Source organism: Kitasatospora herbaricolor (genome assembly GCF_030813695.1).
Taxonomy (GTDB): domain Bacteria; phylum Actinomycetota; class Actinomycetes; order Streptomycetales; family Streptomycetaceae; genus Kitasatospora; species Kitasatospora herbaricolor.
This window is the reverse complement of the sequence record NZ_JAUSVA010000002.1, coordinates 7,503,387-7,523,722: the sequence shown is the minus strand read 5'-3', so window position 1 is coordinate 7,523,722 and position 20,336 is coordinate 7,503,387. Positions and strand designations below refer to the sequence as shown.

At 75.7% G+C, this 20,336-nt stretch carries 17 protein-coding genes; 7 read left to right on the top strand and 10 right to left on the bottom strand.

Going from position 1 to position 20,336, the window contains the following annotated elements; genetic code table 11:
- Nucleotides 1-268: 268 nt before the first annotated feature.
- On the top strand, nucleotides 269-1,804 hold the full coding sequence (locus J2S46_RS32665) for an amino acid permease (protein WP_191288113.1): 1,536 nt from the start codon (nucleotides 269-271) through the stop codon (nucleotides 1,802-1,804).
- Between the two features lie 75 nt (nucleotides 1,805-1,879).
- Here the strand turns inward: J2S46_RS32665 and J2S46_RS32660 are convergent, their stop codons facing one another.
- Entirely contained in the window at nucleotides 1,880-2,563 is a 684-nt protein-coding gene (locus J2S46_RS32660; protein WP_191288112.1) for a TetR/AcrR family transcriptional regulator, read from the bottom strand.
- Between the two features lie 135 nt (nucleotides 2,564-2,698).
- Here J2S46_RS32660 and J2S46_RS32655 point away from each other — a divergent pair, with 135 nt between their 5' ends.
- From J2S46_RS32655 to atzF, 4 genes are read left to right on the top strand one after another with little or no spacing between them, the layout of a single operon-like run.
- Entirely contained in the window at nucleotides 2,699-3,514 is an 816-nt protein-coding gene (locus J2S46_RS32655; RefSeq protein WP_229912066.1) for an urea amidolyase associated protein UAAP1, read from the top strand.
- The gene (locus J2S46_RS32650) at nucleotides 3,511-4,119 is read left to right on the top strand and encodes an urea amidolyase associated protein UAAP2 (protein WP_191288111.1); all 609 of its coding nucleotides are present in this window, start codon (nucleotides 3,511-3,513) and stop codon (nucleotides 4,117-4,119) included. The genes J2S46_RS32655 and J2S46_RS32650 overlap by 4 nt, the downstream gene beginning before the upstream one ends.
- A 4-nt stretch (nucleotides 4,120-4,123) precedes the next feature.
- A complete protein-coding gene (gene uca / locus J2S46_RS32645; RefSeq protein ID WP_191288110.1) occupies nucleotides 4,124-7,717 on the top strand; it encodes an urea carboxylase in 3,594 nt (1,197 codons plus the stop codon).
- The gene (gene atzF, locus J2S46_RS32640; protein ID WP_229912064.1) at nucleotides 7,714-9,459 is read left to right on the top strand and encodes an allophanate hydrolase; all 1,746 of its coding nucleotides are present in this window, start codon (nucleotides 7,714-7,716) and stop codon (nucleotides 9,457-9,459) included. The genes uca and atzF overlap by 4 nt, the downstream gene beginning before the upstream one ends.
- Nucleotides 9,460-9,537: 78 nt before the next feature.
- Here the strand turns inward: atzF and J2S46_RS32635 are convergent, their stop codons facing one another.
- The gene (locus J2S46_RS32635) at nucleotides 9,538-10,230 is read right to left on the bottom strand and encodes a response regulator (protein ID WP_191288109.1); all 693 of its coding nucleotides are present in this window, start codon (nucleotides 10,228-10,230) and stop codon (nucleotides 9,538-9,540) included.
- A complete protein-coding gene (locus tag J2S46_RS32630) occupies nucleotides 10,227-11,423 on the bottom strand; it encodes a sensor histidine kinase (RefSeq protein WP_191288108.1) in 1,197 nt (398 codons plus the stop codon). Before J2S46_RS32630 ends, J2S46_RS32635 begins: the two co-directional genes overlap by 4 nt.
- 163 nt (nucleotides 11,424-11,586) lie before the next feature.
- Between J2S46_RS32630 and J2S46_RS32625 the strand changes: the two genes are divergently transcribed.
- Nucleotides 11,587-12,702 (top strand): ABC transporter permease, encoded by a 1,116-nt coding sequence (locus tag J2S46_RS32625; RefSeq protein WP_191288107.1) that lies wholly within the window; start codon nucleotides 11,587-11,589, stop codon nucleotides 12,700-12,702.
- On the top strand, nucleotides 12,699-13,379 hold the full coding sequence (locus tag J2S46_RS32620) for an ABC transporter ATP-binding protein (protein ID WP_191288106.1): 681 nt from the start codon (nucleotides 12,699-12,701) through the stop codon (nucleotides 13,377-13,379). Before J2S46_RS32625 ends, J2S46_RS32620 begins: the two co-directional genes overlap by 4 nt.
- A gap of 48 nt (nucleotides 13,380-13,427) precedes the next feature.
- Here the strand turns inward: J2S46_RS32620 and J2S46_RS32615 are convergent, their stop codons facing one another.
- The 7 genes from J2S46_RS32615 to J2S46_RS32585 all read right to left on the bottom strand — a co-directional run bounded on the left by J2S46_RS32615 (nucleotide 13,428) and on the right by J2S46_RS32585 (nucleotide 20,331).
- Nucleotides 13,428-14,009 (bottom strand): Uma2 family endonuclease, encoded by a 582-nt coding sequence (locus J2S46_RS32615; RefSeq protein WP_229912051.1) that lies wholly within the window; start codon nucleotides 14,007-14,009, stop codon nucleotides 13,428-13,430.
- 108 nt (nucleotides 14,010-14,117) lie between these two features.
- Complete coding sequence (locus tag J2S46_RS32610; protein WP_191288105.1) at nucleotides 14,118-14,828, bottom strand: GntR family transcriptional regulator; 711 nt, start codon at nucleotides 14,826-14,828, stop codon at nucleotides 14,118-14,120.
- A gap of 152 nt (nucleotides 14,829-14,980) precedes the next feature.
- Nucleotides 14,981-15,898, bottom strand: coding sequence for an ornithine cyclodeaminase family protein (locus J2S46_RS32605; protein WP_191288104.1), 918 nt, complete (start codon nucleotides 15,896-15,898; stop codon nucleotides 14,981-14,983).
- Nucleotides 15,899-15,908: 10 nt separating this feature from the next.
- On the bottom strand, nucleotides 15,909-16,961 hold the full coding sequence (locus tag J2S46_RS32600; protein ID WP_191288103.1) for a proline racemase family protein: 1,053 nt from the start codon (nucleotides 16,959-16,961) through the stop codon (nucleotides 15,909-15,911).
- The gene (locus tag J2S46_RS32595; protein WP_191288102.1) at nucleotides 16,961-18,331 is read right to left on the bottom strand and encodes an aldehyde dehydrogenase family protein; all 1,371 of its coding nucleotides are present in this window, start codon (nucleotides 18,329-18,331) and stop codon (nucleotides 16,961-16,963) included. Before J2S46_RS32595 ends, J2S46_RS32600 begins: the two co-directional genes overlap by 1 nt.
- Nucleotides 18,332-18,380: 49 nt before the next feature.
- The gene (locus tag J2S46_RS32590; RefSeq protein WP_073921578.1) at nucleotides 18,381-19,379 is read right to left on the bottom strand and encodes a proline racemase family protein; all 999 of its coding nucleotides are present in this window, start codon (nucleotides 19,377-19,379) and stop codon (nucleotides 18,381-18,383) included.
- An 88-nt stretch (nucleotides 19,380-19,467) separates the two neighbouring features.
- A complete protein-coding gene (locus J2S46_RS32585) occupies nucleotides 19,468-20,331 on the bottom strand; it encodes a dihydrodipicolinate synthase family protein (protein ID WP_191288319.1) in 864 nt (287 codons plus the stop codon).
- Between the last annotated feature and the right edge of the window lie 5 nt (nucleotides 20,332-20,336).

Genomic DNA, 20,336 nt, shown 5'->3' with positions numbered 1-20,336 from the left:
AGCGACCTCGGTCCTGCGGCCCGGTCGCCTGCCCGGCCCCGGTCAGGGCACCGATCCGGGCACCGACAAGGGCTCCGAGGGAGGCTCCGGCGACCCGATGGCGACCCGATGGCGACCCGGCTCCCGATCCGGACGGGCGGTGAGCACAAGGCAACATCCCGGCAACCGACGGGCAATGCGGGGGAAGCCGACCGGCCCCACATTTCTGTCAGCCGACAGAAACTGTGCGGCCGCTCGCCTCCCCGCCCTCGTGGAAAGCCGGTGCCCGATGACCACCAGCCCTTCCCTCGCACCGCCCGACCGGGCCGGCGCACCCCGGACCGACGGCCCGCACGGCGCCGCGGCCACCGGCGACCGGTCGCTCACCGAGTTCGGCTACCCCCAGCAACTGCACCGCACCATGGGGCGGTTCGCCTCCTTCGCGGCCGGCTTCTCCTTCATCTCGGTGCTCACCACGGTGTTCCAGCTGTTCTCCTTCGGCTACGGCTTCGCCGGGCCGGCCTTCTTCTGGAGCTGGCCGCTCGTCCTCGGCGGCCAGCTGCTGGTCGCGGCCTGCTTCGCCGAACTCGCCGCCCGCTACCCGATCTCCGGCTCGATCTACCAGTGGGCGACCAGGCTGGCCAACGCCACCTACGGCTGGTTCACCGGCTGGCTGATGGTGATCGGGCAGATCGTGGTGGTCACCGCCGCCGCCCTGGCCCTGCAGGTGGTGCTGCCCGCCGTCTGGCCCGGCTTCCAACTCCTCGGCGGGGACCCGGCACTGACCACCGGCACCGGCGCCGCCAACGCCGTCCTGCTCGGCGCCGCGCTGATCGCCCTCACCACGCTGGTCAACGTGATCGGCATCCGGCTGATGTCGGTGGTCAACAGCGTCGGCGTCACGGCCGAGCTGACCGGCATCCTGCTCATCGCCGTCCTGCTCTTCACCCACAGCGAGCGCACCCCGACCGTGGTGCTGCACACCGGCGGGCAGAGCGGCTACCTCTGGCTGTTCCTGGTCGGCTCGTTCACCGCCGCCTACGTGATGATCGGCTTCGACAGCGCCGGCGAGATGTCCGAGGAGACCCGCGCCCCGCGCCGCACCGCCCCCAGGACCATCCTGCTCGCCCTGGCCGCCGCCGGACTCGGCGGCGGCCTGCTGATCCTCGGCGCCCTGCTGGCGGCCCCCGACCTCACCGACGGACGGCTCGCCACCGAGGGCCTGTCGTACGTGCTGACCAGCACGCTCGGCGACCTCCCCGGCCGGCTGCTGCTCGCCGACGTCGCGGTGGCCGTCTGCGTCGGCACGCTGGCGATGCAGACCGCCGGCGCCCGGATGCTCTTCTCGATGGCCAGGGACGGCGTCCTCCCGTTCTCCCGCCGGCTGGCGGCGGTCTCCCCGCGCACCGGCACCCCGCACCTGCCCGCCCTGGTGACCGGCGGGCTGGCGATCGGGTTCCTGCTGGTCAACCTGCTGGCACCGTCCGCCTTCCTGGCCCTGGAGACCACCTGCATCGTGCTGGTGTACACCGCGTACGCGCTGGTGGTGGGGGCGATGCTGCGGCGCCGGCTGCGCGGGCTGCCGATCGGCAGCGAGGGCGAACGGGACGAGCACGGCGAGCCGTTGTTCAGCCTGGGCCGCTGGGGACTGCCGGTGAACGTGCTCGCCCTGCTCTACGGCGTGGCGATGACGGTGAACCTGGCCTGGCCGCGCGCGGCCGTGTACGACCCGGCGGGCGGGCACTGGTACCTGCAGTGGTTCAGCCTGCTGTTCCTGGCGGCCGCGCTGGCGGCCGGCGCCGCCTACCGGCTGCGCCGGCGCTGACCCCACGACCGGGCCGACGCCGGCACCGAGCAGACTTCCACCCCTCCCGGGCCCGGCCCGGCTGCGTCCCCTGGTTCAGGCGGGCCGCAGCCGGGCCGCAGCCGTGCGCGCGGCACCGGTCTGCCCGGCGGTGCGGCCGGCCAGCCGCAGGGCGGCGTCGGCCACCGCCTCGCCCACCTCCCGCGGCCGCCGGCCGCCGGTCTCGCGGGCCACCGCCACCCCGCCCTCGACCAGTCCGAGCAGCAGGTCGGTGCGCAGCGCCGGGTCGTCCGCCTCGTCCAGCCGGGCCAGCAGGGTGCCGTAGGCGGCCTTCAACTCCCCCCGGGAGCGGCGGAATCCGGCGAAGCGCTCGCCGCGGACCTCCGGCAGCTGGTAAAGCGCGCCGAGGTTGTAGAGGCCGCCGAAGAGCAGCTCCGCGTCGAAGGCGGCGAGCGCCCAGAGCCCGGCGGCGGCCGCCTCCTCGTCGCACTCCCCGAGCCCGGCGAGCAGGCGGCCCGCGAAAGTCAGCGAGGGCTCGACGGTGCTCTCCAGCAGGGTGGCGAGGATGTCGTCCTTGCCGGTGAAGTAGTGGTACAGCGAGGCCTGCCGCAGTCCGGCGCGCTCCGCCACCGCGCGGGTGGTGGTGGCCGCGTAGCCGTTGACCGTGAAGAGCTCGGCCGCCGCCGCCAACACCTCGGCGCGGGGTGTCAGTTCACTGTCCGACGGGCCCTTCGCACGGGGGCGTCCGACGCGGGGCGGGGTTCCTCGGTTGGCGGGCACAGCATGATCCTCGCACAGCCCTCCGGCGGTGAGGGGACGGTAACCGCCGTGAAACGCACGGGCAACGGCGGCGACCTCCGGCGCCCCTAATTTCTGTCACGCGACAGAAACCCCGGCAGCAGCCCAGGAGGCGCCGTGACCACCCCCGAGACATCCACGGCCACCACCGTGGCCGCCCGCGCCCACGCCCGGGCCCAGCACGGCAGGGTCGTCGAGTGCATGCCCCAACTGCCGCCCCCGGAGGGCACCCTGTGGGCGGAGACGGTGGCCGGCGGCAACTACACCCACCTCGCCGTCCCGGCCGGCACCGAGCTCACCCTCACCGACACCGAGGGCGACGCCTGCGCCCACCTGCTGCTGTACGTCACCGGACGCCCCTGGGAGCGGCTCAACGCGGCCGACACCGTGAAGGTCCAGTGGAACGCCTACCTCGGCGCCGGCAGCCTGCTCCTCTCCGACCAGGGCCGGGTGCTCGCCACCCTCGTCGAGGACACCTCCGGCCGGCACGACGCCCTCACCGGCACCTCCGCCGCCGCCCGCAACGCCGCCCGGTACGGGGACGGCAGCGCCCACGGTCCCTCACCCGCCGGCCGCGAACTGTTCAAGCTCGCCGCGGCCAAGCACGGCCTCACCCCCCGTGACCTCCCGCCCGCCGTCTCCTTCTTCAAGGGTGTGCGGGCCGAGCCGGACGGCGCCCTCACCCCGACCGGCTCGGCCGGCCCCGGCGCCCGGGTCACGCTGCGGGCCGAGCAGCCGCTCACCGTGCTGATCGCCAACACCGCCCACCCGCTGGACCCGCGCCCCGGCTACCACTGCACCCCGCTCGCCGTCCGCGCCGTCCCGGGCCGCCCCACCGCCCCCGGGGACGGGCCGCGCACCGCCACCCCCGAGGCCCACCGCGCCTTCCTCAACACCGACGCCGCCAACTCCACCACCCTGGAGGCACGATGACCACCGTCGTCCTGGACCAGCTCGTCCCCGCCCGCGCCGGCTGGTCGGCCGTCGTGCGGCGCGGACAGCTGCTCACCATCACCGACCTGGCGGGCAACCAGGCGGTCGACTGCCTCCTCTACGACGCCCACGACACCACCGTCCGCTACAGCGCCCCCGACACCCTGCAGGCCCAGGGCTCGCTCTTCCTCACCAAGGGCAGCGTGCTGCTCTCCGACGAGCACACCCCGCTGATGACGGTGCTGGCCGACGACTGCGGCCGGCACGACACCGTCGGCGGCGCCTGCTCCAAGGAGTCCAACACCCTGCGCTACGGCCACCACACCTGGTCCCAGCACGCCTGCGTGGAGAACTTCCTTGCCGAGGGCGCCCGCTGGGGCCTGGGCAAGCGTGACCTGGTGAGCAACATCAACTGGTACATGAACGTGCCGGTCGAGGCCGACGGCACCCTCGGCATCGTGGACGGGCTCTCCTCGCCCGGGCTGAAGGTCGTCCTGCGGGCCGAGAGGGACGTCCTCGTCCTGGTCTCCAACTGCCCGCAGATCAACAACCCCTGCAACGGCTTCGACCCGACGCCGGTCCAGATGACGATCAGCGAGGACTGAGCCGATGACCTACGACACCCTGCTGATCGCCAACCGGGGCGAGATCGCCGTCCGCGTCATCCGCACCGCCCGCCGGCTCGGCCTGCGGACGGTCGCGGTGTTCTCCGACCCCGACCGCTCGGCGCCGCACGTCCGGCTGGCCGACTACGCCGTGCGGCTCGGCCCGGCCCCCGCCAAGGACAGCTACCTCCGGGCCGACCTGGTGCTCGGTGCCGCCCTGGACAGCGGGGCCGGCGCGGTCCACCCCGGCTACGGGTTCCTCTCCGAGGACGCCGGGTTCGCCCGCCGGGTCGAGGCCGCCGGCCTGGCCTTCGTCGGGCCCACCCCGCAGCAGCTGGAGGTGTTCGGCGCCAAGCACACCGCCCGGGCCGCCGCCGAGGCCGCCGGCGTCCCGCTGCTGCCCGGCACCGGGCTGCTCCCGGGCCTGGACGAGGCGCTGGTCGCCGCCGAGTCCGTGGGCTACCCGGTGATGCTCAAGGCCACCGGCGGCGGCGGCGGGATCGGCATGCAGGCCTGCCGCTCGGCGGCCGAACTCACCGACGCCTGGGAGCGGGTGCAGCGGGTCGCCGCCGCCAGCTTCTCGACGGCCGGCGTGTTCCTGGAACGCCTGGTGGAGCGGGCCCGGCACGTCGAGGTGCAGGTCTTCGGGGACGGCACCGGCCGGGTCGTCACCCTCGGCGACCGGGACTGCTCGCTCCAGCGCCGCAACCAGAAGGTGCTGGAGGAAGCCCCCGCCCCCGGCCTGCCCGACCGGGTCCGCGCCCAACTCGCCGACTCCGCAAGGGCCTTGTGCGCCGGGGTGGACTACCGGTCGGCGGGCACGGTCGAGTACGTCTACGACGCCGTCCGCGAGGAGGCGTACTTCCTGGAGGTCAACACCCGTCTGCAGGTGGAACACCCGGTGACCGAGGCGGTGCACGGCGTCGACCTGGTGGAGTGGATGCTGCGCCTGGCCCAGGGCGACACCGGGGTGGTCCGCGAGGTCGGCCCGCCGGTCGGCCACGCCGTCGAGGCACGGATCTACGCCGAGGACCCGAGCCGCGACCACCGGCCCAGCGCCGGCCTGCTCACCGAGGTGACCTTCCCCGCGAGCGCCCGGGTCGACGCCTGGGTGGAGACCGGCACCGAGGTCACCACCTCCTACGACCCGATGCTCGCCAAGGTGATCGTGCACGGCACCGACCGCGAGCACGCGCTGGCCGAACTCACCACCGCCCTGGCGGGCACCAGGATCGAGGGCATCGAGACCAACCTCGGCCTGCTGCGCGCCGTTCCCTCCGTCGAGGCCGTCCGCGCCGCCGCGCACCACACCGCGACGCTCGCCGGTGTCACCGACCCCACGCCCCGGATCGAGGTGGTGCGGGCCGGCACCCTCACCTCCGTCCAGGACTGGCCCGGCCGCACCGGGTACTGGCACGTCGGGGTGCCGCCCTGCGGGCCGATGGACGACCTGTCGTTCCGGCTCGGCAACCGGGCCCTCGGCAACCCCGAGGGCCTGCCCGGCCTCGAATGCACCCTGCAGGGCCCCGCCCTGCGCTTCACCCACCCGACCTGGGTCTGCGTGACCGGCGCCCCCGCCGCCGTCACCGTGGACGACCGGCCCGTCCCGCAGTGGGAGCCCGTCCTCGTGCCGGCCGGCGCCGTGCTCGACCTCGCCGCCCCGCCCGGCCCCGGCCTGCGCACCTACCTGCTGCTCGCGGGCGGCCTGGACGTCCCCCGGTTCCTCGGCAGCGCCGCCACCTTCACCCTCGGCAAGTTCGGCGGCCACGGCGGCCGGGCGCTGCGGGCCGGCGACGTCCTGCACGGCGGCGCCGGCGGCCCGAACCCCGCCTTCGCCCCCGTCCCGCCGGCCGAGCGCCCGGAGTTCGGCACCGTCTGGGAGCTGCCGGCCGCCGAAGGCCCGCACGCCGCACCGGAGTTCTTCACCGAGCAGGACGTGGAGACCTTCTACGCGGCCGACTGGAAGGTCCACTTCAACAGCGCCCGCACCGGCGTACGGCTGGTCGGCCCCAAGCCCGCCTGGGCGCGGACCGACGGCGGCGAGGCCGGCCTGCATCCCTCCAACATCCATGACACCCCGTACTCCGTCGGTGCCGTCGACTACACCGGCGACATGCCCGTCCTGCTCGGCCCGGACGGCCCCTCGCTCGGCGGCTTCGTCTGCCCGGCCACCGTCGTCACCGGCCAGCGCTGGAAGCTCGGCCAGCTGCGCCCGGGCGACACCGTCCGCTTCGTGCCGGTCACCCTGGACGCCGCAGCCGGCCTGCGCCGCTCCCCCGCCGCGGCGCCCGCGCCCTCCCGCTCGCCGATCACCGACGGCGGCGTGCTGGGCCGGCTGCCCGCCACGGCGGACCGGCCGAGCGTCACCTACCGGCGCAGCGGCGACGACAACCTGCTGGTCGAGTACGGGCCGATGCAGCTGGACCTGGCCCTGCGGATGCGGGTGCACGCGCTGGCCGAACGGCTGGCCGCCGAGCAGCCGGCCGGAATGCTGGGCCTCACCCCGGGGATCCGCTCGCTCCAGGTGCACACCGACCCGGACGTCCTGCCCGTTCCCCGGCTGCTGGAACTGGTCCGGGAGATCGAGGCCGCGCTGCCCGCCACCGGCGAGCTGCGGGTGCCCAGCCGGACGGTCCACCTGCCGCTCTCCTGGGACGACCCGGCGACCCGCGAGGCGATCACCCGGTACATGGCGGGCGTGCGGGACGACGCCCCGTGGTGCCCGTGGAACATCGAGTTCATCCGCCGGATCAACGGCCTGGAGTCGGTCGAGGACGTGTACCGGACGGTCTTCGACGCCGAGTACCTGGTGCTGGGCCTGGGCGACGTCTACCTGGGCGCACCGGTCGCCACCCCGCTCGACCCCCGGCACCGGCTGGTCACCACCAAGTACAACCCCGCCCGTACCTGGACGGCCGAGAACTCGGTCGGCATCGGCGGCGCCTACCTCTGCGTGTACGGGATGGAGGGGCCGGGCGGGTACCAGTTCGTCGGCCGGACGGTGCAGATGTGGTCCGGCTGGCAGCAGCGCGGGCCGTTCACCCCGGGCGCGCCCTGGCTGCTGCGGTTCTTCGACCGGATCAGGTGGTACCCGGTGTCGGCGGACGAACTGCTGGAGATGCGGGCCGACATGGCCGCCGGGCGGCTGGAACTGAAGGTGGAGGAGGGTGAGTTCGCGCTCGCCGACCATCTGCGCTTCCTGGCCGAGAACGCCGGCCCGATCGAGGACTTCCGGGCGGTGCAGGCCGCCGCCTTCGGCGCCGAGCGCCAGGCCTGGGAGGAGGCGGGCGAGTTCGACCGCGCCGAGAGTGCCGCCGCCGAGGTGCCGGGGCCGGTCCGGCAGGTCCTCGCGCCGCCCGGCGGGGCGGTGGTCGAGGCCGAATTCACCGCCTGCGTCTGGAAGGTGGATGTCAGGGCGGGCGAGAGCGTCCGTCAGGGGCAGCAGTTGATGGCCTTGGAGGCGATGAAGATGGAGTCCCCGGTGTTCGCCGCGCGCGACGGCGTGGTGGCGGAGCTGCTGGTGGGACCGGGCGACCAGGTGGAGGCCGGCTCCCCGCTGGTCGTGCTGGCCGCCGTCCCGGCGGAGGTGGCGGCGTGACGGCGGCCGGGGCGGCGGCGGAGCCGGCGGCCGGGGGCGCCGTGCGGCGGGTGCGCGAGGCGTACCGGCGGATCGACCAGGCGGACCGGCCGGAGGTCTGGATCGGTCTGCGGCCGCAGGACGAGGTGGAGCGGGAGGCCGCCGGGGTGGACGCCCGCCGGGCCGCCGGGGCCTACCTGCCCCTGGCGGGAACGGTGTTCGCGGTGAAGGGCAACATCGACCTGGCAGGCCTGCCGACCACCGCCGGCTGTCCGTCCTTCGCCTACCTGCCCGAGGCGGACGCCCCCGCGGTGGCCCGGCTGCGGGCGGCCGGCTCGGTGCCGCTCGGCACCACCAACCTCGACCAGTTCGCCACCGGCCTGGTCGGCACCCGCAGCCCGTACGGCGCGGTGCGGAGCGCCGTCGACCCGGCCCGGGTGTCGGGCGGCTCCAGCTCCGGTTCGGCGGTCGCGGTCGCCCTGGGCCTGGTCGACCTGGCGCTCGGGACGGACACCGCCGGCTCCGGCCGGGTGCCGGCCGCCTTCAACGGCGTCGTCGGGCTGAAGCCGACCGGCGGCGTGGTGCCGACCACCGGCGTGGTCCCGGCCTGCCGCAGCCTGGACTGCGTCTCGGTGTTCGCCCGGTCCGTCGACGTGGCCGAACTCGCGTACGGGATCGTCGCCGACCCCGTCCCGGTCGGCCCGGCGCCGCGCCGCCCGGGGCCCTGGCGGATCGCGGTGCCCGCGCCGGAGCAGCTCGGGGAGCTGGACGAGGGCTGGCCGGCCGCCTACCTGGCCGCCGTGGACCGGCTCACGGCGGCCGGCGCCGAACGGGCCGACATCGACCTGGCCCCGTTCGGCGCGGTGGCGAGGATGCTCTACGAGGGCGCCTTCGTGGCCGAACGCTACGACGCGGTGGGCGAGTTCATCGAGAAGCAGGCCGCGGCACCCGATCTCGACCCGGTGGTGCGCCGGATCATCACCGCCGGCCGTGACATCCCCGCGCACCGGCTGTACCGCGACCTGGCGGAGCTGTCCCGGCTGCGGGACCTCGCCCTGGCCGAACTGGGGGAGGCGGACGCCCTGTTGCTGCCCACCACGCCGGGCCACCCGACCCTGGCGGAGGTCGCCGCCGATCCGGTGGGGGCCAACAGCCGGCTCGGCCGGTTCACCAACTCGACCAACCTGCTCGGGCTCTGCGCCATCGCGGTGCCGGCCGGGCAGGTCCGCGGTCTGCCGTTCGGGGTGATGCTGATCGGCCGCCCGCACACCGAGTCCCGGCTGGCTGTCCTGGCCCGACTGCTCGCCGCTCCACCGGCGCCGGCCGCCGCGCAGACGTCCGGACCGACGGCAGCAGCGCCGGCCGGGCCGCCGATGGTCCGGCTCGCGGTGCTCGGGGCGCACCTCACCGGCCAGCCCCTGAACGGCCAACTGCTGGCGCTGGGCGCCACCTTGGCCAGTAGCACCCGGACGGCGCCGGACTACCGCCTGTACGCCCTGGACACCGCCCCGGCCAAGCCCGGCCTGGTCCGGGTGCCGTCCGGCGGAGAATCCGTCGAGGCGGAGGTCTGGGAGCTGCCGGCTGCCGGCCTCGGCACGCTGACCGCCGCTCTGCCCGAGCCGATGGCGATCGGGTCCGTCCGCCTCGCCGACGGCAGCCGGGTCGCGGGGTTCCTCTGCGAGCCGGCCGCGCTGGCCGGCGCCGAGGACATCACCGGGTACGGCGGCTGGCGCGGCTACCTCGCCGCGCGCGAACCGTCCTGACCGCACGCGCACCGTCCTGACCCGGCGGCCGGACGGTCCGGGAGCCGTCCGGGCCGTCCGGAGCCGTCCGGCGGCGGCTCAGCGGTCCCCGCGCCGGATCAGCCCGCGGGTGGTCGCCGCCCGCACCGCGGCCGTCCGGGAGTCCACCCCCAGCTTGGTGTAGATGTGCACCAGGTGGGACTTCACGGTCGCCTGGCTGAGGTGCAGCTGCTGGCTGACCTGCTGGTTGGTCAGCCCGGCGGCGACCAGGCCCAGGACTTCGGTCTCCCGGGCGCTGAGCGCGGCCGAGGGCGTGCGCATCCGCTCCAGCAGGCGGTCGGCCACCGTGGCGGCCAGGGCGGAGCGGCCGGCGGCGGCGGCCCGGACGGCCTGCGCCAGCTCCTCCGGCGGCGCGTCCTTCAGCAGGTAGCCGGTGGCGCCCGCCTCCAGCGCGGGCACCGTGTCGGCGTCGGTGTCGTAGGTGGTGACGATCAGCACCCGGGGGGCGCCCGGCCGGGCGGTGATCGCGGCGGTGGCCTGGGCGCCGTTCATCCCCCGGCCGAACTGGAGGTCCATCAGCACCACGTCGACGTCCGGCCGGGCGGCCAGCTGGACGGCCTGCTCGGCGGTGGCCGCCTCCGCGACGACCACCAGGTCCGGCTCGCCCTCCAGGACGGCCCGCAGCCCGGCCCGCACCACCGGGTGGTCGTCGGCGAGCAGCAGCCGGATCGGCGCGGCGGGGGCGTCCCCGGGCCCGGCCGGCGGGACGACGGGACGGACGGGGTCGCTCATGGGCCCTCCTCGGCCGGTTCGGGCAGCAGGACGGCCAGCGCGGTGCCCTGGCCGGGGGCGGACTCCACGGTGAAGGTCCCGCCGAGGGCGCGGGCCCGGGCCCGCATGGCGGGCAGGCCGAACCCTCCGTCGCCGGTACCGGGCGCGGGCACGGCGGCCGGGTCGAAGCCGGTGCCGTCGTCGAAGACGTCCAGGGCGACCTCGGAGTCCATGTAGCTCAGGGTGACCTCCGCGTGCGAGGCCCGGGCGTGCCGGACGGTGTTCGCCAGCGCCGACTGGGCGATCCGCAGCAGCGCCACCTCGTGCGCCCCGGGCAGCGGCGCCGGGTCGCCGGAGAGGTGGAACCGCACGGGCACGCCGCTGTGCTCGGCGGTGGTGGCGCAGAGCCGCTCCAGCGCGGCGGGCAGCGAGGAGCCGTCGAGGTCCGGCGGGGTGAGCGCGCGGACGAAGCGGCGGGCTTCGGCGAGGTTGTCCTGCGCGGCCTGCCGGGCCTGCTCCACGTAACCGGCGGCGGCCTCGGTGCGGTCGGGCAGCGCCCGGCCGGCGGCCCGCAGCAGCAACTGGATGCTGGACAGGCTCTGCGCCAGGGTGTCGTGGATCTCCCGGGCCAGGCGCTCGCGCTCGGCCAGCACGCCGGCGGTGTGGTGGGCGGCGGCCAGGTCGGCGCGGGCGGCGCTCAGCTCGTCGATCAGCCGCCGGCGCTCCTCGCTCTCCTGGTAGAGCGCCTGGTAGCCGAGCACGGTGGCGACGGCGACGGCCGCGCCGAGGGTCGGCCCGATGACCGCCGCGAGGTCGAAGCGGTGCTGGTGCCAGCTGAAGCCGAGGACGGCGGCCGCCGTGGTGAGCGCCACGGCGGCGAGCCCCGAGCGGCGCCCGAGCAGGTGCAGTTGGAGGAAGAACAGCGGGAAGGCGAGCCAGACGCCGTCCTGGGTGAGGGCCAGCAGGACCAGCCAGGCCGCGGTCAGCGCGCCGAGCCAGAGCACCGAGCCGGTCCGCGAGCGGCGGACGGCGCCGAGCAGGGGGCCGGCCGCGTAGACGGCGCCCGTCGCGAGGGCGGCGGCGATGACGGCCGCCGGCCGGGAGCTGTGGACGGTGGAGCGGGCGACGGCCAGCGCGAGCAGGCCGGCCACCAGCAGGTGCAGACAGATCCGGAGCACGGCGGCGACGGGGGTGAGTGAACGGTCGGTCGCCATCCCTCCAGGCTAGGCGCCCGCGCGGTGGCCCGGCATCAATCGAAAGGTTGACCTGCGGTTGTGTCCTTCGATGCGGAGGATCCAATCCCCGGTGCGATGCCGGAGCCCAGGCTCCGCGGCGAGATTGGTGGGCGTCAACCCGTTGCCGAGGGAAAGGCCCGTCGTGTTCGTCGCCCGGAGGGACCTGGGGTTCGCCAAGGGGCGGTTCGCCCTGATGGGGACCGTCATCGTACTGATCACCGTGCTGGTGGGCCTGCTCTCCGGCCTGACCGCCGGACTGGGCCGGCAGAACATCTCCGCGATCACCGGCCTGCCCGCCGACCGGCTGGTCTTCTCGGCCCCGGCCGACGGGCAGAAACTCTCCTTCACGGACTCGCAGGTGAACCCGGCGCAGTGGGACGGCTGGGCCGCCGTCCCCGGCGTACGGTCGGCCGAGCCGCTGGGCATCGGCACCGCCAGGGCCACCGCCGGTGCGCGTACCGCCGCGCTCTCCGCCTTCGGGGTCCCGGCCGGCTCGGCGCTGGCGCCGGGCGGCGACCTGCTCGCCCCGGGCCGGGTGGTGCTGTCCGCGTCCGCCGCGAAGGACCTGGACGTCCGGGCCGGCTCGACGCTGGCCCTGGCGGGCCGTGAGCTGACCGTCGCCGCCGTCTCGGGCGACGCCGCGTTCAGCCACCTCCCGGTCGTCTGGACCAGCCTGGCCGACTGGCAGCTGCTCGCTCCACCCGCAGCCGGCTCCCCCGGATCCGGCACCGGCGCCGCCACCGGCACGGGCGAGCACGCCACGGTGATCGCCCTGTCGCTCTCCTCGGCCGACGGCCTCGCCGACGCCGACCGCCGCTTCGCCACCAAGGCACTCACCCCGGACGACTCGCTCGCCGCGATCGGCTCCTACACCTCCGAGAACGGCTCGCTGCAGCTGATGCGGGGCTTCCTGTTCGCCATCTCGGCCCTGGTCGTCGGCGCCTTCTTCACCGTCTGGACGATCCAGCGCAGCGGGGACGTCGCCGTCCTGAAGGCGCTCGGCGCCTCCACCGGCTACCTGCTGCGGGACGCGCTCGGCCAGGCCGTGCTGCTGCTGGTGGCGGGCACCGCCGTGGGCACCGCGATCGCGGTCGGGGTGGGCGCGGCCGTCGGCTCCGCCGTGCCCTTCGTGCTGGACGCGCCGACGGTGCTGGTGCCCGCCGCCGTGATGACCGGCCTCGGCGCGCTCGGCGCCGGGCTCTCGATCCGCCGCATCACCTCCGTCGACCCGCTGACCGCCCTGGGGAGCGCCCGATGAGCCTGCAGCTCGCGAACATCACCCTCACCTACCCGGACGGCGACGGCCGGCTGACCGCCCTCGACGACGTCTCGCTGGACGTCCCGGCGGGCACCGTCACCGCGGTGGTCGGCCCGTCCGGCTCGGGGAAGTCCAGCCTGCTGGCGGTGGCCGCCACCCTGATCGCCCCGGACCGCGGGCGGGTCGTGCTGGACGGCGTGGACACCGGCGGCCTGGACCGCGCCGGGCTGAGCACCCTGCGCCGGCAGCGGATCGGCATCGTCTTCCAGCAGCCGAACCTGCTGCCCTCGCTGACCGCCGCCGAGCAGCTCCAGGTGATGGCCCACCTGGACGGCCGCTCCCCGCGCGCCGCCCGCGCCCGCGCGCTGGAGCTGCTGGCGGCGGTCGGCCTGCCGGATCTCGCCGGCCGGCGTCCGCACCAGCTCTCCGGCGGGCAGCGCCAGCGGGTGAACATCGCCCGGGCCCTGATGAACGACCCGACCGTGCTGCTGGTGGACGAGCCGACCAGCGCCCTGGACCACGAACGCGGCGCGGCGGTGATCGACCTGATCACCGGCCTCACCCACCGCCGGGCCACCGCCACCGTGCTGGTCACCCACGACCGGACCCACCTGACCGCCGTCGACCAGGTCGCCGAGGTGCACGACGGGCGGCTGACCGTGCCGGCCCGGATCTGACGCCGGCGTCCCCGGCCGGTCCGCCGGCCGGGGACGTCCTGGGCTGTGCTACTTCTCGGGGCCGAGCACGGTGTCGACGGAGAGCGTCACCGGCGCGCCGACGGAGGCCGGCAGTTCGAAGCTCTGCCCGGGGTGGTGCACCGCGTGGAGGCGGTACTCGCCGTCCGAGGGATCGGTGAGCACCCGGACCTTCCGGTACTTCCGGTCGACGACCACGTACACCGGGACACCGGCGCCGGCGTAGGCCGTGGGCTTGATCTTCAAGTCGTAGTCGTGGTTGGAGGAGGTCACCTCCAGGACCAGACGGAACACGCCCGGGTCGCAGCAGTTGTTGTCGGCGTAGTGCTCGTCGATGTCCCCGTCCACCACAGCCAGGTCCGGAACGGCGTAGTCGGACGGGCCGTTCGGCAACCGGAGCCCGATGCCCTGGAGCACCTGTGTCTCCTCGCCATGAAGACCGGCTGCCAGAAACGGGACCATGATGTCGGTCAGCGACCGGCTGTGAGGAGCATTCGGGGGCGGCGTCGCCGCGATCTGGCTCCCGATGATCTCGACCCGGTACCCGACCAGCTGCTCGGAGATCAGGTCAGCCGCTTCGAGCAGCGTCGGCGGCCCGAAGGGCTGTTCCACTGCTGCGGCGGAATGGAGTTCGTCCTGGCTGCCGATGTCGGGACCATCATCGTAGGACGCACCGGCCGCCGCGGGGCCGCACGGCCGGCTTCACCCGGACGAGTGCCGTCAGCGCGCCCGGAGCCGCAGCGCGGGGCGCTCCTCCTCGGCGTCCGCGCGGCCCTCGGCCCAGAGCGAGCGGACGTGGCCGAGGTGGCGGGACATGCACTCCTCGGCGGCGTCGGCGTCGCCGGAGATCATCAGGTCGAGCAGTTCCAGGTGCTCCTCGGCGGAGGAGACCAGCTCGCCGCGGGCGTCGAGGCGGGTGAGGCCGTAGAGGCGGGATCTCTTGCGGAGGTCGCCGACCACCTCGACCAACCGGGCGTTGCCGGCCAGGCCGAGCAGGTCCAGGTGGAACCGGCGGTCGGCCTCCAGGTAGCCGATCAGGTCGTGCCGGCCCGCGGCGTCGACGATGGCCTGGGCGGCCGGGCGCAGCCGCTCCAGCTGCTCCGGGGTGGCCGAGCGGGTGACCCGGCCGACGGTCGGCACCTCGATCAGGGCGCGGATCTCGGTGAAGTCGTCGAGGTCGCCCTCGGTGAGTTCGGTGACCCGGAACCCCTTGTTGCGGACGGCCTCGACCAGCCCCTCGCGGGCCAGGTCCAGCATGGCCTCGCGGACGGGGGTGGCGGAGACGCCGAAGTCGGCGGCGAGCGCGGGGGCCGAGTAGACGACGCCGGGGCGCAGTTCGCCGGAGATCAGGGCGGCTCGCAGGGCGTGGGCGACCTGGTCGCGCAGCCGCTCCTGGACGGAGATCAGGTTGCGGGGTTTGAGGTCGGCCATGGTGTTCCTCCGGCTGGTCGCAGGCCACCATTGTACAATGTCACGTTACGTGCGTTGTACAACATTCCAGCATCCGCGCCGGGCGGCCCGCCGCGCGCCCCCATCGTGGCAGCGCCCGCCGCCCGCCACAACGCCCCGGCCGGAACGGGACGTCAGGCCGCGCCCCCGCGCCGGTACATCTCGGCCGCCACCGCCAGGTCCTCCCAGGCCTGGCCGACGCTCTTGAAGAAGCGCGGCCGGCCGGCCGGCACCGGGGCCTTCCCGTTCACCAGCTCGGCCAGGTTGTGCGGCGACCCGGCGGCCGGCCCCGCCAGCAGCAGGTCGCCGGCCTCCCGCCCGGCCGCCGCGCGCGCCTCCACGTACAGCTCCGACCGGCTGACCAGCGCGGTGTCCACCTCCCGGGCGTCCGGCTCGTGGGAGCCGACCGCCGCGACGGCGGCGTGCGCCGGCACCAGCGCGCCGTCGAACAGGGGCGTGCGCGCCGTGGTGCAGCAGACCACCACGTCCGCCTCGGCGACCGCCTCCGGCGTCCCGGTGGCGGCGGCCGGGCCGCGCTCCCGCGCGTACCGGACCAGCGCCTCGGCCGGCCCCGCGCTGCGGGCGACCACGGTGACCCGGGTCAGCGGGCGGATCGCCAGCACCGCGTCCAGGTGCCCGTAGGCCTGCGGTCCGGCGCCGAACAGGACGAGGTGCGCCGCCTGCGGGACGGCGAGCCGGCGCAGCGCGACGGCGGTGACGGCGGGGGTGCGCAGCGCGGTGAGGGCCGCGCCGTCGTACAGCGCCAGCGGTTGCAGGGTGGGCCCGTCCAGCAGCAGGTAGCTGCCGGTGATCCGGGGCAGCCCGCGGGCCGGGTTGGCCGGGGCGACACCCGCGATCTTGACGCCCGCGTAGGCGGCCGAGGCCGCGGGCATCAGCAGCAGCTCGCCGGCCGGGACGGGCAGGCCGGTCCGGGGCGGGCACTCCTCGGGGTCGAGCCCCTCGGCCAGCACCCGTTCGATCGCGTCGGCGGCCTCGGCCGGGGTCAGCGGGGCGGTCGGGGTCAGCGGCGCGGTGGGGCGGCGGGCGGTCATCGGCGGTCGGTCATGGCAGCAGGAATCCGGTTCCGAGAGAGTCGTGCGGGTCCAGGACGAAGCGGTGCTCGCCGGTGCGGTGGGCGGTGCCGGTGACCTCGGTGAGCAGGCCGTCCGGGTGGTCGCCGGCGAGGCGCCCTGTGAACACCGTGCCGATCACCGATTCGTGGCGCAACTCCTCCCCCGGCGCGATCCGGCCCTCGGCGGCGAGCACTGCCAGCCGCGCGGACGTGCCGGAGCCGCACGGGGAGCGGTCGATCTGGCCGTCCGCGAAGACGGTGACGTTGCGCTGCGCGGGGCCGGCCGGGGTGTCGGGCAGCTCGTCGAAGAGGATCACGCCGTAGACGCCGGACAGCCGCGGGTCGCCCGGGTGCCGGGTGGCCTCCGCGCCGGCCAGCGCGGCGCGGATCTCCCGGCCGGCGGCGGTGAGTTCGGGCAGCAGGGCGGGGGTGACGGCGAGGCCGAGGGCGGCCGCCGGGACGGCCGCGTAGCAGGCGCCGGCGTGGGCCACCGAGACCTCGACGGTCCCGCGCGAGGTGGTGACCGGCAGCTTCGCGGCGGTGACCAGGGCCGGCACGTTGTGGAAGGTGACCGCGGTGGTGCGGCCGGCCGCACGGTGGACGGTGGCGGTGACCCGCCCGGAGGGCACGTCGATCCGGACCGCGACCCGCCCGTCCGCGGGGGCCGGCACCAGACCGGAGTCGACGGCCCAGGCGCCGAGCGCGATGGTGCCGTGCCCGCAGGCGGTCGAGTAGCCGTCCTTGTGCCAGAAGAGCACGCCCAGGTGGGCCCCCTCGTCGTCCGGCGGCACGATGAAGCCGCCGTACATGCCGGCGTGGCCGCGCGGCTCGCGGCCGAGCAGCTGCCGGACGGTGTCAAGCGGACCGGGCCGGGGCGTCCCCGCACCGCCGGGGCCGAGCGCGAAGGCGCGGCGTTCGGCGACGCTGTCACCGGGCACGGCCGGCAGGCCCGCGGTGACGATCCGGAACGGCTCCCCCGCGCAGTGGTAGTCGACGGCCTCGACCGGGCCGGCGAGGGGGTCCCGGGGATCCTGCCCGGCCATCAGGCGGCCTCCGCCGGGAGCAGGGTGACGGTCCGGCCGACGGTGTAGAAGTCCAGGGCCGCCTGGCCCTGCTCGCGGTCGCCGTGGATCGCGGCGCCGGTGCCGCCGAACGGCAGGTGGAAGTCGACGCCGCTGGAGGGGGCGTTGATCCGGATCATGCCGGCCTCCAGCCGGTCGGCGGCGGCCAGCGCGGTGTCGAGGTCCCGGGTGTGGACGGAGGTGGCGAGGCTGTGCCGGGTGTCGTTGGCCAGCGCCAGGGCCTCGTCGAGGTCGGCGGCGGGCAGCAGGACCGCGACCGGGCCGAAGAACTCCTCGGTGCGCAGCGGGTGCCCGGCCGGCACGTCCGCCAGCAGGGCGGGTTCGAGGTACCAGCCGTCCCGTTCCGGGACTCCGGCGCCGGCCAGCACGGTGGCGCCCTGCTCCCTGGCCGAGCCGATCGCACCGGTCAGCCGCTCCCGGGCGGCGGCCGAGATGAGCGGGCCGCAGAGGCTCTCCAGCGCGGCCGGCCCGGCGAGGGCGGTGAGCGCCTTGGTGAGCGCCTCGCGCAGCGGCCCGTAGGCGGCACCGACCGCGATCACCCGGCTGGTGGCGGTGCACTTCTGGCCCGCGTACCCGGCGATCGCGGCCGCCAGGTGGGTGGCGGCCTGCTCGATGTCGGCGTCGGGCAGCACCAGGGCGGAGTTCAGCCCGCCCAGCTCGGCCTGGACGGGGACGCCGCGCTCGGTGGCGGCGTGCACCACGGCCCGGCCGACCGCGGTGGAGCCGGTGAACGAGACCACGTCGGCGGCCCGGACCAGCGCCTCGCCCTCCTCGGCGCCGCCCGGTACCACCGTCAGCACCCCCGCGGGCAGGCCGGCCAGTTCGGCCAGCCGCAGGGCGCAGGCGGTGGCCTCGGGCGCGGGCTTGAGCAGCACGGTGTTCCCGGCCGCGAGCGCGGGGGCGGCCTTCCAGACGGGGATCGCCAGCGGGAAGTTCCACGGGGTGATCAGCCCGGCCACGCCGTAGGGGCGGCGCCGGGTGAGCAGCAGCCCCCGGCCGGCGGCCGGCTCGTGCACGGCGCCGGTGGGCGCGTACGGCGTCTGGGCGTAGTAGCGCCAGATCGCGGCGGTCCTGGCGACCTCGCCGCGGGCCTCGGCGGCCGGCTTGCCGACCTCCCGGACGATCAGCGCGGTGAGCTCGTCCGCGTGCGCCTCGACGGCCTCGGCCGCCCGGGTGAGGGCGGCGGAGCGGGCGGCGGCGCCGGCCGCCGCCCAGTCGGGCTGGGTCGCGCGGGCCCGGGCGGCGGCGGCCGCGACGCCCGGGGCGCCCGGGGCCGGGACGCTGATCACCAGGTCGGCGGGGTCGGCGGGGTTGCGGGAGGTGACGGTCACGACGGGGCCTTTCGGGGCTGGGGCCGGGTGGCGGCGGCCGGGGCGGAGCTCAGAGCAGGAACCCGGCGGGGAAGGGATCGCTCGGGTCGAGGAAGTACTGGGCGGTCCCGGTGATCCAGGCCCGGCCGGTGACGGTGGGCACCACCGCGGGCCGGCCGGCCACGGTGGTCTCGGCGACCAGGCGGCCGGTGAAGCTGGTGCCGATGAAGGAGTCGTTGCGGAAGTCCCGGCCGATCGGCAGTTCGCCGCGGGCGTGCAGCTGGGCCATCCGGGCCGAGGTGCCGGTGCCGCACGGCGAGCGGTCGAACCAGCCGGGGTGGATGGCCATCGCGTGCCGGGAGTGCTCGGCGGTGGAGCCGGGGGCGAGCAGCTGGACGTGGTGGCAGCCCCGGATCGACGGGTCCTCCGGGTGGACGGGCGGCTCCGCGTTGATGACGTCCATCAGGGCGAGCCCGGCCGCCAGGATGTCGTCCTTGCGCTCGCGCTCGAAGGGCAGCCCGAACTCGGCGAGCGGCAGCACGGCGTAGAAGTTGCCGCCGTAGGCGAGGTCGTAGCCGACGGTGCCGTACCCGGGCACCTCGGCCTTGCGGTCGAGCGCGACGGCGTACGAGGGGACGTTGCGGATCGTCACGGCGACGGCGGCGCCGTCCTCGACCCGCACCTCGGCGACGACCAGCCCGGCGGGGGTGTCCAGGCGGACGGTGGTGACCGGCTCGACCACCTCGACCATGCCGGTCTCGACCAGGACCGTGGCGACGCCGATGGTGCCGTGCCCGCACATCGGCAGCAGCCCGGAGACCTCGATGAAGAGCACCCCGAAGTCGGCGTCCGGCCGGGTGGGCGGCTGCAGCACGGCGCCGCTCATCGCGGCGTGGCCGCGCGGCTCGTACATCAGCAGGGTGCGGAAGTGGTCGAGGTGCTGCTGGAAGTGGACCCGGCGCTCGGCCATGGTGGCGCCGGGGACGACGCCGAACCCGCCGGTGACGACCCGGGTCGGCATGCCCTCGGTGTGGGAGTCGACGGCGTGGAAGACGTGGCGGCTGCGCATGGGTGGGCTCCCGTGGGGGTGAGGGTGGGCGGGCGCCGGGCCGGCTGCCGTCGCAGCCGGCCCGTGGGTCCTGCGGGACCGTCGCCGGTCAGGCGAGCCCCTCGGCGAGGGCCTTCTCGGTGGCGGCGCGGACGGCGGCCTCGGTCTCCGGCGGGAGCGGTCCGCGCGGGGGGCGGGTCGGGCCGCCGGGCAGTCCGGCGATGTCCATGGAGAGCTTGATGGCCTGGACGAACTCCGTCCTGGAGTCCCAGCGCAGCAGCGGGTGCAGGGCCTTGTAGAGCGACAGCGCGGTCTCCAGGTCCTGGGCCAGCGCGGCCCGGTAGAGCGCCACCGAGGCCTCGGGGAGGGCGTTGGGGTAGCCCGCGATCCAGCCGACGGCGCCGGCCAGGGCGAGCTCCAGCAGCACGTCGTCGGCGCCGATCAGCAGGTCGAGGCCGGGGGCCAGTTCGGCGATCTCGTAGGCCCGCCGGACGTCGCCGCTGAACTCCTTGACGGCCACGATCGAGCCCTCGCCGTGCAGTTGGGCCAGCAGGGCGGGCACCAGGTCGACCTTGGTGTCGAACGGGTTGTTGTACGCGACCACCGGCAGGCCGGCGGCGGCCACCTCGGCGTAGTGGGCCCGGACGGTGGCGTGGTCGGCCCGGTAGGCGTTGGGCGGCAGCAGCAGGACGGACCCGGCGCCGGCCTCGGCGGCCTGCTCCGTCCAGCGGCGGGACTCCGCGCTGCCGTACGCGGCGACGCCCGGCATCACCCGGGCCCCGTCGCCGGCCGCCTCCACGGCGGTGGTGACGATCCGGGCCCGCTCCTCGGCGGTGAGGGTCTGGTACTCGCCGAGCGAGCCGTTGGGGACGACGCCGTCGCAGCCGGCGTCGATCAGCCGGCGCACGTGCTCGGCGTAGGCGTCGTAGTCGACGGAGAGGTCGGCGCGCAGCGGGGTCGTGGTGGCGACCATGATTC